Genomic DNA, 12758 nt, shown 5'->3' with positions numbered 1-12758 from the left:
GGGTATCAGCACAGCCGTGACTTCTTTGTGGATGACCGACCGAACCGAACGCCCGTGGGCGGCAAGCCCGCTTGACCGGGGCCCCGCATCCGCCGATGTCATCGTCGTGGGCGCCGGCATCACCGGGCTGATGACGGCGGTTCTGCTGGCCCGCGCGGGCAAGGACGTGCTGGTGCTGGAGGCGCGCACGGTGGGTGCCTGCGCGACCGGGAACACGACCGCCAAAATCAGCCTGCTGCAAGGCAGTCAGCTCTCGAAGGTACTGCCGCGGCATGGCAGGGATGTGGCCCGGGCGTACGTCGACGGCAATCGCGAGGGACAGGAATGGGTGCTGGGCCACTGCGAGGCGCACGGGGTGGCGGTGCAGCGCGAGGACGCCTACACCTACGCCCAGTCGGCCCGCGGCGTGCCGTCGGCGCGCGCCGAACTCAAGGCGTGTCAGGCGGCCGGCCTGCCGGCGGTGTGGGAAGACGATGCTGACGTGCCGTTCGACTATCACGGCGGCGTGCGGCTGCCCGACCAGGCCCAGTTCGATCCGATGCCCTTCCTCGACTCGTTGGCCGTCGAGTTGCTCAACCGGGGTGGGCGGCTGGTCGAGGGCACCCGGGTGCGACGAGTCTCCACGCGCGGCAAGGGCGTGCGCGTGCACGTCAACGACGCCGCCCAGCAGGACGTCGAACTTCAGGCCGGCCAGCTGGTGCTCGCCACCGGGATCCCGATCCTGGATCGCGGCGGCTACTTCGCGCGGGTCAAGCCCAGCCGGTCCTACTGCCTGGCCTTCAAGGTTCCCGGCAACATCACCCGGCCGATGATGATCACTACCGATTCGCCGACACGTTCGGTGCGCTACGCGCCGGTCGCGGATGGGGAAAGGCTGATCGTCGGTGGGGCGGGCCACACCGTGGGCCGCGAGAAGAGCCCGTCCGAAGCGCTCGATGAGCTGGCGACATGGACGCGCAAGCACTTTCCGGGCGCCGTGCAGACCCATTTCTGGTCCGCGCAGGACTACACGCCGATCGACCACCTGCCGTATGTGGGCCCCATCCTGCCGAACAATGAAAACATCTTTGTTGCAACGGGTTTCAACAAGTGGGGCATGACCAATGGCGCCGCGGCGGCCTTGGCGCTGTCGAGCCGGATGCTGGGTGGGCGGATGGATTGGGCGCGCGCGTTCGCCAGCTGGAGTCCGCACGAGCTGACCGGCCTGGCGACGGCGCTGCAGGCCAACCTCGAGGTCGGCTTCAATTTGACCAAGGGCTGGATCACCCCGGCGGCACGCATCGGCCGTCGCAGCCCCGACGGGGAGGGCGGCGTGGTGAGCGGCCCGCCATGGCACCTCGAGGCCCGCTGCCGCGTCGACGGCACGGAGCATCGCGTCTCGCCGGTGTGCCCGCACCTCGGCGGGATCGTGAATTGGAACGACGCCGACAAGGCGTGGGAATGCCCGCTGCACGGGTCGCGCTTCGCGCCCGACGGCACCTTGTTGGAGGGGCCGGCGACGCGCGATCTGACCGCGTAGACCGCCTGAGCTCAGCCCGCCTTCTCAAAGACGAGCCAGCGCAGCTCGATCGGGCAGTCGTCTCGCTCGACGTCGAACACGTCGATGCCGGTGGCCCACCCCTCGAACCACGCCGTGGGCGGCCACGCCTCGGCGGGCAACCGCGCCTTCTCGTACTCGTAGGCGGAGTCGTCGGCGACGGGCTCGAGCGGCAGGCCCACCGCCGCGCCCTTCACCTCTTCCCGGGTGAAGATCATGCTGTTGCACTGTTGGCCGAGTTGCACCGCGGCGTCGTCGGGCACGTAGCCGTTGCGGGCCAGGAAGGTGTTGAAGACCAGGCGCCCGCCGGGGGCCAGACATTCGGCGGCGAGTTCGAACATCCCGCGCAATTCGTGCGGAGTCCGGAAGTCGGGCACCACCTCCGAGAGCACCATCAGGTGGTACCGGGCGTGCGCACCCTCCATGGCGGTGAACACGTCGCTTTGGATGACGTTCACGCGCAACGCTTCACGGTCGGCTTCCGCGCGGATGACGTCGGCGAACTTCGCCGTCATCTCCACCGCATCGACCTGGTGGCCGCGGCGGGCCAGGGCCAGGGCGTTGCGTCCGGTTCCCGCGCCGACGTCGAGCACCCGAAAGGCGGGGGGATCGGCCGCCTGCGCGGCGAGGTCCAGCACGCGCGCGTCCGGTTCGGTGCCGAACAGCGGCGGCGGGCGCACGGCAACCCACTGCTCGTAGTCGGCCTCGATCGTCCGCGCGTCGGCCTGGACGCGGAAGTTCACACCGGCCGACCCGAACGGGGAGTGGTACGAGATGACCACGTCGGACCGCGGGGATGCCTTGAACGCCTTCGCCAACTCGGTTTCCAGCGCGGCCCGCAGCTGTGCGGACTGTTCGGGGGTGTACCAGACACCCAGCGTGGCGCACACGTTGGCGCACAATTGCACGTACTCGTCGATCAGGCCCGGCACGGCCGGCACCCGGAGCTGGCCCTCGGCCGACGATCGCCGATACATCCGCCGGATGAGCGCCTCGCGCAGCATCGACGGGTCGAATGATCCCTCCGGCGGTTCGTGCACCAGAACCTTCTACACGACCGATCGGCTTTGCACCACCGCCAAGCCGGTGCGCCTATCAGTCCCGCCGCGCCGTGCGGGCAGCGTCTTCGAGGAGATCGGCGGCGCGGGCGACGCTCTGGGCGGGCTCGGTCACTTGGGTGGCGACCTCGCGCGCCCGTTTGAGGTAGCGGGCATCCAGGACCGAGCGCAGGTCCGCGACCAGTGAGTCCAACGTGGACGCCGAGAACGCCCGCGCCACGCCGACTTCCAACGCGCCGACGGCCTCGGCCCACATCGGCTGATCGAGCCAGAGCCACAGAATCAGCATGGGCACTCCGGCCCGCAGGCCCGCGGCGGTGGTGCCGGCCCCGCCGTGGTGCGCGATCGCGCGGCAGGCCGGAAACACGGCGGCGTGATTCACCTCCGTCACGATCTTGACGTGATCTTCCGGCGGGAGGCCGGTGAAATCGTTTGGGCCGCTACAGATCAACGCCCGCTCGCCCAACCGGGCGCAGGCCGCGCTGATGACGGCGACCGTCTCGGCGGGAAAGGTGACGGGGGTGCTGCCGAACCCGAAGTAGATGGGCGGCGTCCCCGTGGCGATCCAGGACAACACTTCGTCGTCGGCCTCGCCCGGCATGCCCAGCGTCAGCGAACCGACGAAGGGCCGTCGGTACTGCGGGGTTGCCCATTGCTTTGCCAGCTCGGGCACGCACAACGCGTCATAGGCCTGAATCTCCAGCGTCGGCCCCGTGGACGCCACGGCCTGCGCGGGCAAACCGAGCGCTTGGCGTTGCGCGTTCTCGGCCGCGCTGGTGACCTGGGACTGCAACCAGCCGAGTTCCAGGGCGGCCGCCGGGAAGAAGTGCAGCGCGGCCAGCGGAATGCCGAAGCGCTCGGCGACGTTGGCGGCGAGCCTTTGCTCGTTCATCCCGGCCACCAGCAGGCCGGCATCGGTCGCCAGGCGGGCCAGCGTCTCGCTCTTTGCGGCCCAGATGTTGGTGACGCGCTCCATGAGGTGCGGCAAAGCGCTGATCGGATCCTGCACGTTGCGGATGAAGTCGGTGGCGGTGTCGAGCTGCTCGCGGCTGTCGGGCCCGTAGGCGACCGCGGCAAGCCCGGCCGATTCGGCCAAGGCGAGCTTGTCGGGCGGCACCGCGATCACGACGTCGTGGCCCCGGCGTTGCAGCTCCCGCGCGACGGCGGCACAGGGTTCGACGTCGCCGCGGCTGCCGTAGGCGGCCAGCACACATTTCATTAACGGACCTCACTCGCGGTGGTGCCACAAATCCAAGCAGAGCCGGCGGCGCCCAACCTTCTGGGCGCGAGAAGCCCAACCTGACCACGCCTTTTGTCGGTGCCCGGCGGACGCCCCCGTGCCCGAATCGATGCGGCGACGCCCTTGCGGCCCCACCGACCACGCGCCGAAACGATTTGCGCGGCGCGCGCCAAACCCTTGTGAGTTTCCTGTGTCATGTGCCGGTAACCTATCGTTAACCCATCGCAACAATTTCGCTGTATTCGTTAACGTTGGGCCACACTTGCGAAGGTGTGAGACCGATCCCTCAGCAGTCGGGACGGTCTCGTTAGGTCGCCTTCCTTCGCGGTACCGGCGCTGCCCGAAGGAATGCGATTTGTTTGCTGTTCGGCTGGCTACCCCCATACGACGCGCACCGGAGCCGTCGACGCCCTCGCGGCCATGAAAGCGATCGGAGGAGAACGTGGACTTCGCAGTACTACCGCCGGAGGTCAACTCCGCGCGGATGTACGCCGGTCCGGGGTCGGGACCCATGCTGGCCGCCGCCATGGCCTGGGACGAATTGGCCGCCGCGCTGCAGTCGACGGCGGACTCGTACCAGGCGGAGATCACTGCCCTCACCTCCGGCCCGTGGGTCGGCCCGTCGGCTGCCGCCATGACCGCGGCGATCACCCCTTATCTCGAGTGGATGCGGACCACCGGCGCCCAGGCCGAAGAAGCCGCCACCCAGGCCCGGGCCGCGGCCTTCGCCTACGAGACGGCCTTCGCCGAGACGGTGCCGCCCCCGGTGATCACTGCGAACCGCACCCTGCTGGCGTCCCTCGTCGCGACGAACTTCCTCGGCCAGAACACGCCGGCGATCGCCACGACCGAGACCGAGTATGCGGAGATGTGGGCGCGCGATACCGCGGCGATGTTCGGCTACGCGGGTTCCACGGCGTCGGCGACCAGGCTGACACCGTTTGCCGAGCCCGATCAGACCACCAACTCCGGCGCCGACCAATCCGGAGCCGTGGCCCAGGCCACCGGCACGGCCGCCGGGAGCACACGCAATGCCGTTACGCAGCAATCACTCTCGGCGGTGCCCAACATGCTGAGCCGAGCGTCCCTGGCACCGAACGCCTTGGCCGCCGACCCGTCGCCGGTGGAAGCCCTGGACGTGGGTGCCGATCTCATCACGTATTTTCTGGACGCACCGGGCAGCTTGGTCACGTTTTTCGTCGACGCACCCGCGGCTACGATTGCCCTTCCCTACGACATCGCCGGTGCCCTGACCGGTTTCCACACCGATGACATCGTCAGCGGCTGGGCCGGGGTGCAGTCGTTCCCGGGGACGGGCGCGGTGCCGCCATCGCCATTCCCCGTCATCACTAACCCGGCCGGTGGATTCGGAACTCTCGCGTCAGCGGGGCTGGGGGAGGCCAACACCGTCGGCGGCCTATCGGTACCGCCCGGGTGGACAGCCGCCGCCCCGGCGATCAGACCGGCCGCGCTGGCGCTGCCGGCGACCAGCGTCGGCGCCGCCGCGGAAGCCGCGGCCGCAGTCGCCCCCAGCGGCACCGGGAGCCTGTTCGGCGAGATGGCGGTGGCGAGCATGGCCGGGCGCGCGATGGCCGGCACGAGCGCGTTGGGTCGCGAGCGAAGCCGGGCCGAGACGGCGAGATCCCCGCGCGACCCGAACAAGCGCGACCCGAACAAGAAGGACAAGGCGGACGAGTCCGCAACGACCCCGCAGGTGTCGGCGGGGGGACCGATCACGAGCATCGCCGCCGAGCTGCGCGAGCTGGCATCGCTGCGCGACGCCGGAATCCTCACGCAGCAGGAATTCGAGGAGCAGAAGAAGCGGCTGCTCCCCGGCTGACCCAGCGGTTCCGTTGCCGCCGTTGTGAGAAGTGGTGACGCCCTGCGATTTGGGGCACAGTGGGCAGTGACGCTCGAGTGAAGGTGCCTATGGACACGTCGTCGACCGGCAACGGCCCCGGTGCCGTGCAGATGCGCGTGGAGGCGCTGCTTCGCTACCCGGTGAAGTCGATGCTCGGCGAAACGGTGGATGCCCTGGCGGTCGACGAGCGCGGCGCCGAAGGCGACCGGCGGCTCGCGCTCGTGGACGGCGAGACCGGCCATGTGGCCAGCGCCAAGAATCCGCGGCTCTGGCGGGACCTCTTGACGTGCACCGCCCGCGCGGGCGCCGACGGCGTGAGCATCAGGCTGCCCGACGGGACGGACGTGGCCTTCGACGACCCCGTTGTCGACGAGCTGATCTCCCGATTGACCGGACGACGGGTCCAACTCGTGGCCCAGCGGCCCGAGGGGGCCACGCTGGTTCGCCCCGATCCGGAGCAACTGCTCGAACTCGGTCTCGACGCCGAGGTCGACGGCCGTATTCTGCGGATCGCCCAGGCCACCCCGGGGGACTCGTTCACCGACGAAGCCTCGCTGCACGCGATCACCACGGCGACCCTCGAGCACATCGGGGTGGAGGCGCTGCGGTACCGGCCGAATCTGGTGATCGCGACACCACCGGACTATCCCCCGTACGCCGAAAACGATTGGGTCGGAAGCGATATCACCGTCGGTGAGGCGCGGCTGCGGGTGCTGACCGCCACGTCACGGTGCGTGGTTCCCACGCTCGAACACGGCCCCCTGCCGCGTGCCCCGCAAGCGCTTCGCATCCCCGCGAAGGAAAACCGGTTGAACACGGGCGGTCACGGGGCGCAGGCCTGCGCGGGGGCCTACCTCTCCGTGGTGACCAAAGGCGTTATCCGCGTGGGTGATCCGGTCGGCATCCGGCCGTAGCCGTGGCATCAGCCGCCCAGATTGCGCACCGCCGTGTCGAGGTCTTCGCCCTGCTCGGCCAGCTCACGGTCGGATAGCTCCGCGCGCCCGATGCGCTGCACCAATTCCTGGCGGGTGGCGACCTGCAGGGCGCCTCGATATTCGGCAGAGTTCAGGTCTTCCGGCGTGACGACCGCGGCGCGCCCCTCGACCACCACGAGTGCGGCGTCCTGCTCTTGGCTGGCGAGTAGCCGACGAACGTCGTCGGCCCCGATGGTCATGAGCCGTCCAGCTGTGACGAACCGTCGATCATGCATGTGGCTATGCCCACTCCGGGGCCGAGGTAATCAGAAAATGTCGTCATCGTTTCCGATCCGCTAGCCTGTCGCCCCAACCATTTTCATCACCAGCAGCACCGCTACCGCGATGAACGCCACGACGAAGATGCCGACGGCGATCACTGTGAGCACCCAGCTGGGCGTGAATCGCCGGGTGTTCGGCGGTTGCGGCTCGGACACACCGGATGTTTGGGGCGCGGCCGGGGGAGTAGCGCCCGGTGCGGTTCCTCCTCCCGGCTCGAGCCCGGGGGTTCGTGCGGGGTCAGGATCGGGAGGTTGCGCGGTCATGGTGGACAGCGCTCCTTTCGCCGCCGGTGACGGTCGATACGCCCGGCCGCATCGCGACCCGGATGCACTTGTCTTTCTTGTTCTTGAACAAGTCGTAGGCCCGCACGCCCTCCTCGAGCGGCACGTCGTGGGTGATCAGTTTCGCCGGGTCGAGGTCGCCCTGCTCGACATAATCGAAAAGCCGGGTTATGTAGCGTTGTCCGTGTTGCTGCGCCGTCTTCAGCGTCAGGCCTTTGTTGGTCAGGACACCCGTCGGGAATTTGTCGGTCAGCCCGTACACCCCGAGCACCGACACGACTCCGCCCTTGCGGCAGGCCAGGATCGCCTGGCGTAGCGCGGTAGCGCGGTCGGTCTCCATGCGCAGCAGTTGCTTGGCCCGGTCGTAGAGTTGCTGCACGCCGGTGCCGTGACCTTCCATGCCGACGGCGTCGATGCACGCATCGGGGCCGCGGCCACCGGTCATCTCCCGAAGCGTCTCGTGCACGCTGTCGACCGCGGTATAGTCGATCGTTTCCAAGCCAAAGGCGTTGCGCGCCAGGGCCAGCCGCTCGGGTATGCGGTCGACGATGATGGCCCGCTCGGCGCCCAACAGCAGCGCGCTGCGGGCCGCCATCAAGCCCACCCCGCCGGCTCCCCAGACCGCGACCGTGTCGCCACCGACGATGTCACAGAAATCGGCGCCCATGAAACCCGTCGGCACCGCGTCGGACAAGAACAGCGCCTGCTCGTCGGCGATGTCAGCGGGAATCACAAAGCAATTCGCGTCGGCGAACGGCACCCGGACGTATTGGGCGTGGGATCCGGCGTAGCCCCCGAACGGATGGGTGTATCCGTAGATGCCGCCGGAGGGATAGCCCAGCAACGGCTGCTGCAGCTCGGCGTTGGGATTGGTGGTGTCGCAACACGAATACAACTCGTGATCGCAATACCAGCAGCGGTTGCAGGCGATGAACGACGGGACCACCACACGGTCGCCCACCTTGGTGTCGCGCACCTCGGCGCCCGTTTCCGCCACCACGCCCATGAATTCGTGGCCGAAGATGTCGCCGGCCCGCATGCCCGGCAGGTAGCCGTCGATGAAGTGCAGATCCGATCCGCAGGTCGTGGTGAGGCGGACTTCGACGATCGCGTCGTGCGGATTCAGGATCTTCGGGTCATCGACCGTCTCCACCGAGAGATCGTTGACCCCGTTCCAGCACAGTGCTCGCATGTTGGGCCTTTCGCTTAGCGCGCGGACTCGCGTGCGCTGGGGTTGGACTGGATGGTCGGCACCTCGCCGGTCTGCATCAAGGCGCGCAGCCGGTAGAGGACCTTGAAGGCCGCCGCGCCGGACAGCAACGCGGGCGCGGGCGCCTGGACGCACAGCGTGACCTCGGTGCCCAGCTCGCGCGGGGCGGGCCGGTATTTGACGACGATCTGGTTCCCGTTGCCGACGAAGCGGATTCCGCCGGATTCCTCGACCAGCGTGGAATCCCAGGTCACGTCAGGCGCCGCCGATGACCGCCAGCGATAGCGATTCCGTCCGTCGGATTCGACGTCGGCGATGTCGCCGAGCACCACCGACAACTGGTCGGGGTCGCGCCAGAAACGTTCGATCCGCTCGACGGGGCACGCGATCGTGACCGTTTGCGCCTTGGCGCGTCGCGGCACCTTGTCGATCACCCTGTTCACCGCGCCCAACACTTGGTTTTTCGCGAAGCCGAGATAACTCACCGCGCGCTCCCTCCGTCGGGGGATTGCGGTACCCGCCCACGGGCCGCCCAAACCGACCGCGGGCGCGGGGCCGGTGACGCGAAGGGCCCATACACCGGATCGCCGTCCGGTGATGCCGTCTACAAGGTGCGGCCGACGGGCGGGTCGGTCACCGAATAGGCTGCGGGCCACGGCTTTTGGCGGTCCGCCGCGTTCATGGAGCCGGAATCGCCGGCGTCGTCAGTTTTCGGAGTTCGGTGTGGGACTTTGCGCGGATTCCCACTTCGCCTCGAGGGACCTCTCCACCGTGGTGCCGGTGGCCAGGTCGAGCTGAAAGGTCTCCCCGCGGTCGCTTTCCAGCGTGACGAGAAATCCCGCATCGGTGGGGTCCTTGAACACGACCTTGTAGGGCTGTGCGCCGGAGCCGCGGTCAACGGCGATGATGTCGCCCGGGGTGACGTCGTCGATGCGGTCGTTACCGGAGGCTTTGGACATACCGTCGACCGTAGCCGATGTCCGCCCGCCGCGGCCGGGGCCCGGTCAGGGCTGCAGGAAGGCCTTGATGGCGCGCCGCTCATCCATGGCCCGGTAGGCCTCGGCGACTTGTTCAAGCGGCAGATGCAGGTCGAAGACCTTGCCGGGATTGATTCGCCCGTCGAGCACCGACTCGATCAGGTCGGGCAGGAAGTGCCGGACCGGGGCGGGGCCGCCGCGGAGCCCGACCTGACTCCTGAAGAGTTGCTCGCCGGTGATGCTGACGTCGTGGGGGACCCCCACGAACCCGACGAAGGCGCCTGGGCGGGCGGATTGGATGGCTTGCTGCATGGATTGGCCGGTACCCACGCATTCGAGCACGGCGTCGGCGCCGACGCCTTCGGTCATGTCCTTGATGACGGCCACACCGTCGTCGCCGCGCTCGGTGACGATGTCGGTGGCGCCGAACTCGCGCGCCAGCTTCTGCCGGGGCTCGTGGCGGCTCATCGCGATGATCCGCTCGGCGCCCTTTTCGCGGGCGGCGAGCACCGCGCACAAGCCGACCGCGCCGTCCCCCACGACGGCCACCGTCATGCCGGGAGCGACGTTGGCCGCTTCGGCGGCAAACCATCCGGTCCCCATCACGTCCGACAGGGTCAGCAGGTCCGGAATCGATTCGCCGTCGGGTTGGCCGGGGAGGGCCACCAGGCTGCCGTCCGCCCACGGGATGCGGATCACCTCCGCCTGGCAACCGCTCATCAGTACCCCGTGCACACACGACGTTTGAACTCCGTTGCGGCAGTTCGGGCAGGTGCCGTCGGAAGCGAAGAAGGATCCGATGACGAACTGGCCGGGCTTGACCGAGGTGACCTCGCTGCCAACGGCTTCGACGACGCCGCAGTATTCGTGACCGAACGGCTTGGGCTCGGGAACGGGGTTGATGCCGCGGTAATCCCAGAGATCCGAGCCGCACACGCACGTGGCGGTGGTGCGGACGATGGCGTCGGTGGGGGCGACGATCTCGGGGTCCGCGATGTCCTCGAAACGGACGTCGCCGGCGCCGTAAATGACGGCTCCTCGCATGATGCCTTCCCTCCCGTGCCAGCCGACCCTACCCAAATCGATGGGTTTCAACCGCGCCTCGACGCCATTTGACGTGCCCATCCGTCGAGTCGGACGCGACGGCCCTGCCGGCAAGAGTATCGCCCTGCCGCTCTTTCGCGCATGGCAAGGCGCCTCCGCCACGAACGATGTTGCGGCAGTTGTTAATTCACGCCCGCCGACCGCGGCGATTACGTCCTGGCGATCAGTGACGCGGTTCACGTCGTGTTTGAGCGACCGAGTCCGTGGAATCCCCCTGCGTGAACGAACGTTCTTGGCCAACGCCGCAAGGAGAATTTCGATGAGTAAGCACGACAAGGCAGACGAGGCGCGTAGGGGCCTGATCGATTCGGTCAAGGGCAAAGCCAAAGAGGTCGTCGGCGCCGTGACGGGCAATGATTCGCTGACCGCCGAAGGGCAGCTCGAGCAAACCCAGGCGCACGAGCGCAAAGAAGCGAACGCAACCGAGGCCGTCGCCGAGGCCCAGGCCAAGCAAGCGCGGGATGACGCGGCCGAAGCCAAGGCGGATGGCGCCCGACAGCGCCTGGCGGCGAACGCCAGCGCGGTGGCTACGGAGGATTCGATCGAAGCCCGACAAGCCGCGCAGAAGCGCGCGGCCGAGCGCGCGGCGCAGCAGACCGCCGCAACGGAACAAACGCGGGCTGAGCTCGACGCACAACAGCAAATCCAACGGGCCAAGGCCGACGAACGCGAGGAAATCGGTGACGCGACGGAGGACGTCGTCGATGCCGCCGCGCAGCACCAAACCTCGGTGCAGGTGGCCGCCAACGAAAAGGCGGAGGCCGATCGCCTTCGCCACCATGCCCAGAACGTGTCCGACGAAGCCGACCTGCCCTGAGGGCGGGCCACGTACAGGAGAAAACGATGAAAATATCCGACGCCCCGTTGGCGGTTCTGCGGTTTCACTACCAACTCGCCCGGTTCCCACTGCAGTTGATCGAAGATCGGGTCGTTACCCGAATCCCAGCGGAAGCGCGTGCGCGGCTGCTCTATGAGCGCTCGCTCGGGATGCTTGACAGCACTATCGGGAATGCGCTCGGCGATCCCCGGCTGGTCGAGCGGGGGACGGCGCTCGTGGAACGCAGCGACGCGCTCGGACGTGCCGCACAGCTGGACGCGACGGCGGCGACCAGGAAAAAGCAGGCCGACGCGGAGTTGGCGGGTGCGCGCGACGAGGCGATCGAGGAACGCCAGCAAGCGCAGGCGGCAACAGCTCAGGAGATCGCGGAGGCCCGCAACGCCGCCGGGGACCGCAAGCGGCAGGCGGCACAGTCGGCGCAGAAGGCCAGCGCCTCGGCAAAGCAGCGCGTCGACGAGGCGGCCGCCAAGCAGAAGGACGCGGTCGAATCGGCAAAACGACAGGTGGAGAACAGGACTCAGGCCGCCGAGCGGGCCGCGTCCAAGGCTTCCGCCGCCAAACTCGATGAGGCCGAGGACAAGCTAGGCGAGGCCGCCGACAAGCGCGCCGAAGCGGATCGCGTCGCGGATTTGGCGGCCGCCGAAAAGCAAGAACGCCAAGAGCGGCGCGCGAACGACTGAACCTGCCTCAGACGCGGGGCGCGGCTTGGTTGACCTTGTCGGCCGCGAACGTCGCGGCCTGGGCCGTCATCCCGGCGTCGATGTAGGAGACGTGCGCGATGATGTTGCCGCCACCCGAGCAGATCGGGTCGTCGGGGGCGCACAGGCTGATGGTCTTGGCGCCGTACGCCGGGTTGATCGTGGGGAGCGGCTGGCCGCCCCACAACATGGTGGAGAAGCCGCTGGACGGCTCGCCGAAGAGGGCGACGGCGGCGACGTGGTCGGCCGCCGAGGCGGGCAGCGCGTTGGTGGCGAGGTCGATCACCGTCGAGCCCTGCGAGTACCCGCCGAGCACGATCCGCGAGTTCGGGCAGCTGGACACGGTGTCCTGGATGTGGGTGGCCGCGTCGTCCGCGCCTGCGTTCGCGCTGTTGTGGTAGTCGTCGTTGGCCGGGTAGTTGACGGCGTAGACGTCGACGGATCGCCCGCCGAGCTGTGACGTGAGCGAGTCGACGAACGCCTGGCCGATGTTGCCGAGGCCGGGCTCCTGGTGGGTGCCGCGGGCGAAGACCACCGAGACGTCCGAGCATGGATCGGCGGCGGCGGTCGGGGCGCCGATGGGTGCATTCAGCAGCGCCCACGCCGTCACAGTCGAGATACCAACGAAGCGAGCAAGTCTGCGTGCATTCATCCCCGAATCCTGACACATGCTCCAAGACGACGGTGGCGGTGGCCGG

The 12758-nt window shown here is 68.4% G+C and carries 14 protein-coding genes; 5 read left to right on the top strand and 9 right to left on the bottom strand.

Features of this window, described 5'->3' with window-relative positions:
* The first annotated feature begins 31 nt into the window (after positions 1-31).
* Positions 32-1519 (top strand): FAD-dependent oxidoreductase, encoded by a 1488-nt coding sequence (locus W7S_RS12440; RefSeq protein WP_014711610.1) that lies wholly within the window; start codon positions 32-34, stop codon positions 1517-1519.
* A gap of 11 nt (positions 1520-1530) precedes the next feature.
* Here W7S_RS12440 and W7S_RS12435 read toward each other — a convergent pair whose 3' ends face one another.
* Positions 1531-2541 (bottom strand): class I SAM-dependent methyltransferase, encoded by a 1011-nt coding sequence (locus W7S_RS12435; protein WP_369751750.1) that lies wholly within the window; start codon positions 2539-2541, stop codon positions 1531-1533.
* 91 nt (positions 2542-2632) lie between these two features.
* The gene (locus W7S_RS12430) at positions 2633-3814 is read right to left on the bottom strand and encodes a glycosyltransferase (protein ID WP_036428872.1); all 1182 of its coding nucleotides are present in this window, start codon (positions 3812-3814) and stop codon (positions 2633-2635) included.
* Positions 3815-4277: 463 nt separating this feature from the next.
* Between W7S_RS12430 and W7S_RS12425 the strand changes: the two genes are divergently transcribed.
* Both W7S_RS12425 and W7S_RS12420 read left to right on the top strand, forming a co-directional pair.
* Entirely contained in the window at positions 4278-5675 is a 1398-nt protein-coding gene (locus tag W7S_RS12425; RefSeq protein ID WP_014711608.1) for a PPE domain-containing protein, read from the top strand.
* A gap of 89 nt (positions 5676-5764) precedes the next feature.
* Positions 5765-6610, top strand: coding sequence for an MOSC domain-containing protein (locus tag W7S_RS12420; RefSeq protein ID WP_014711607.1), 846 nt, complete (start codon positions 5765-5767; stop codon positions 6608-6610).
* A gap of 8 nt (positions 6611-6618) precedes the next feature.
* On the opposite strand, the gene W7S_RS12415 is transcribed toward W7S_RS12420, so the two are convergent.
* The 6 genes from W7S_RS12415 to W7S_RS12395 form a co-directional block, all read right to left on the bottom strand.
* Positions 6619-6870: a hypothetical protein gene (locus W7S_RS12415; protein ID WP_014711606.1), complete on the bottom strand. Its 252-nt coding sequence runs from the start codon at positions 6868-6870 to the stop codon at positions 6619-6621.
* A gap of 96 nt (positions 6871-6966) precedes the next feature.
* Complete coding sequence (locus tag W7S_RS27555; protein WP_101930839.1) at positions 6967-7215, bottom strand: DUF6480 family protein; 249 nt, start codon at positions 7213-7215, stop codon at positions 6967-6969.
* Positions 7190-8425: a zinc-dependent alcohol dehydrogenase gene (locus W7S_RS12410; protein WP_014711605.1), complete on the bottom strand. Its 1236-nt coding sequence runs from the start codon at positions 8423-8425 to the stop codon at positions 7190-7192. The genes W7S_RS27555 and W7S_RS12410 overlap by 26 nt, the downstream gene beginning before the upstream one ends.
* 14 nt (positions 8426-8439) lie before the next feature.
* Positions 8440-8928 carry a hypothetical protein gene (locus W7S_RS12405; protein ID WP_008256638.1) on the bottom strand — a complete coding sequence of 163 codons (489 nt, stop codon included), beginning with the start codon at positions 8926-8928 and terminating at the stop codon, positions 8440-8442.
* A gap of 219 nt (positions 8929-9147) precedes the next feature.
* Positions 9148-9402, bottom strand: a complete 255-nt coding sequence (locus W7S_RS12400; protein ID WP_008256637.1) for a hypothetical protein — start codon at positions 9400-9402, stop codon at positions 9148-9150.
* Between the two features lie 45 nt (positions 9403-9447).
* Positions 9448-10464, bottom strand: a complete 1017-nt coding sequence (locus tag W7S_RS12395; RefSeq protein WP_008256635.1) for a zinc-dependent alcohol dehydrogenase family protein — start codon at positions 10462-10464, stop codon at positions 9448-9450.
* Positions 10465-10783: 319 nt separating this feature from the next.
* On the opposite strand from W7S_RS12395, the gene W7S_RS12390 reads away from it, so the two are divergent.
* Both W7S_RS12390 and W7S_RS12385 read left to right on the top strand, forming a co-directional pair.
* Complete coding sequence (locus W7S_RS12390) at positions 10784-11341, top strand: general stress protein CsbD (protein ID WP_008256634.1); 558 nt, start codon at positions 10784-10786, stop codon at positions 11339-11341.
* Between the two features lie 26 nt (positions 11342-11367).
* Entirely contained in the window at positions 11368-12042 is a 675-nt protein-coding gene (locus W7S_RS12385; RefSeq protein ID WP_008256633.1) for a hypothetical protein, read from the top strand.
* 7 nt (positions 12043-12049) lie between these two features.
* On the opposite strand, the gene W7S_RS12380 is transcribed toward W7S_RS12385, so the two are convergent.
* Entirely contained in the window at positions 12050-12712 is a 663-nt protein-coding gene (locus tag W7S_RS12380) for a cutinase family protein (RefSeq protein WP_162839936.1), read from the bottom strand.
* Positions 12713-12758 lie beyond the last annotated feature (46 nt).

This window comes from Mycobacterium sp. MOTT36Y (assembly GCF_000262165.1).
Lineage (GTDB): Bacteria > Actinomycetota > Actinomycetes > Mycobacteriales > Mycobacteriaceae > Mycobacterium > Mycobacterium intracellulare.
This window is presented reverse-complemented; position numbering and strand designations above follow the sequence as displayed.

Excerpts from the sequence above, each read along its gene's own strand:
- W7S_RS12440 (WP_014711610.1), top strand. The coding sequence starts at position 32 with ATGACCGACCGAACCGAACGCCCGTGGGCGGCAAGCCCGCTTGACCGG.
- W7S_RS12435 (WP_369751750.1), bottom strand. The coding sequence starts at position 2,541 with ATGCTGCGCGAGGCGCTCATCCGGCGGATGTATCGGCGATCGTCGGCC.
- W7S_RS12430 (WP_036428872.1), bottom strand. The coding sequence starts at position 3,814 with ATGAAATGTGTGCTGGCCGCCTACGGCAGCCGCGGCGACGTCGAACCC.
- W7S_RS12420 (WP_014711607.1), top strand. The coding sequence starts at position 5,765 with ATGGACACGTCGTCGACCGGCAACGGCCCCGGTGCCGTGCAGATGCGC.
- W7S_RS12415 (WP_014711606.1), bottom strand. The coding sequence starts at position 6,870 with ATGACCATCGGGGCCGACGACGTTCGTCGGCTACTCGCCAGCCAAGAG.
- W7S_RS27555 (WP_101930839.1), bottom strand. The coding sequence starts at position 7,215 with ATGACCGCGCAACCTCCCGATCCTGACCCCGCACGAACCCCCGGGCTC.
- W7S_RS12410 (WP_014711605.1), bottom strand. The coding sequence starts at position 8,425 with ATGCGAGCACTGTGCTGGAACGGGGTCAACGATCTCTCGGTGGAGACG.
- W7S_RS12400 (WP_008256637.1), bottom strand. The coding sequence starts at position 9,402 with ATGTCCAAAGCCTCCGGTAACGACCGCATCGACGACGTCACCCCGGGC.
- W7S_RS12395 (WP_008256635.1), bottom strand. The coding sequence starts at position 10,464 with ATGCGAGGAGCCGTCATTTACGGCGCCGGCGACGTCCGTTTCGAGGAC.
- W7S_RS12390 (WP_008256634.1), top strand. The coding sequence starts at position 10,784 with ATGAGTAAGCACGACAAGGCAGACGAGGCGCGTAGGGGCCTGATCGAT.
- W7S_RS12385 (WP_008256633.1), top strand. The coding sequence starts at position 11,368 with ATGAAAATATCCGACGCCCCGTTGGCGGTTCTGCGGTTTCACTACCAA.
- W7S_RS12380 (WP_162839936.1), bottom strand. The coding sequence starts at position 12,712 with ATGAATGCACGCAGACTTGCTCGCTTCGTTGGTATCTCGACTGTGACG.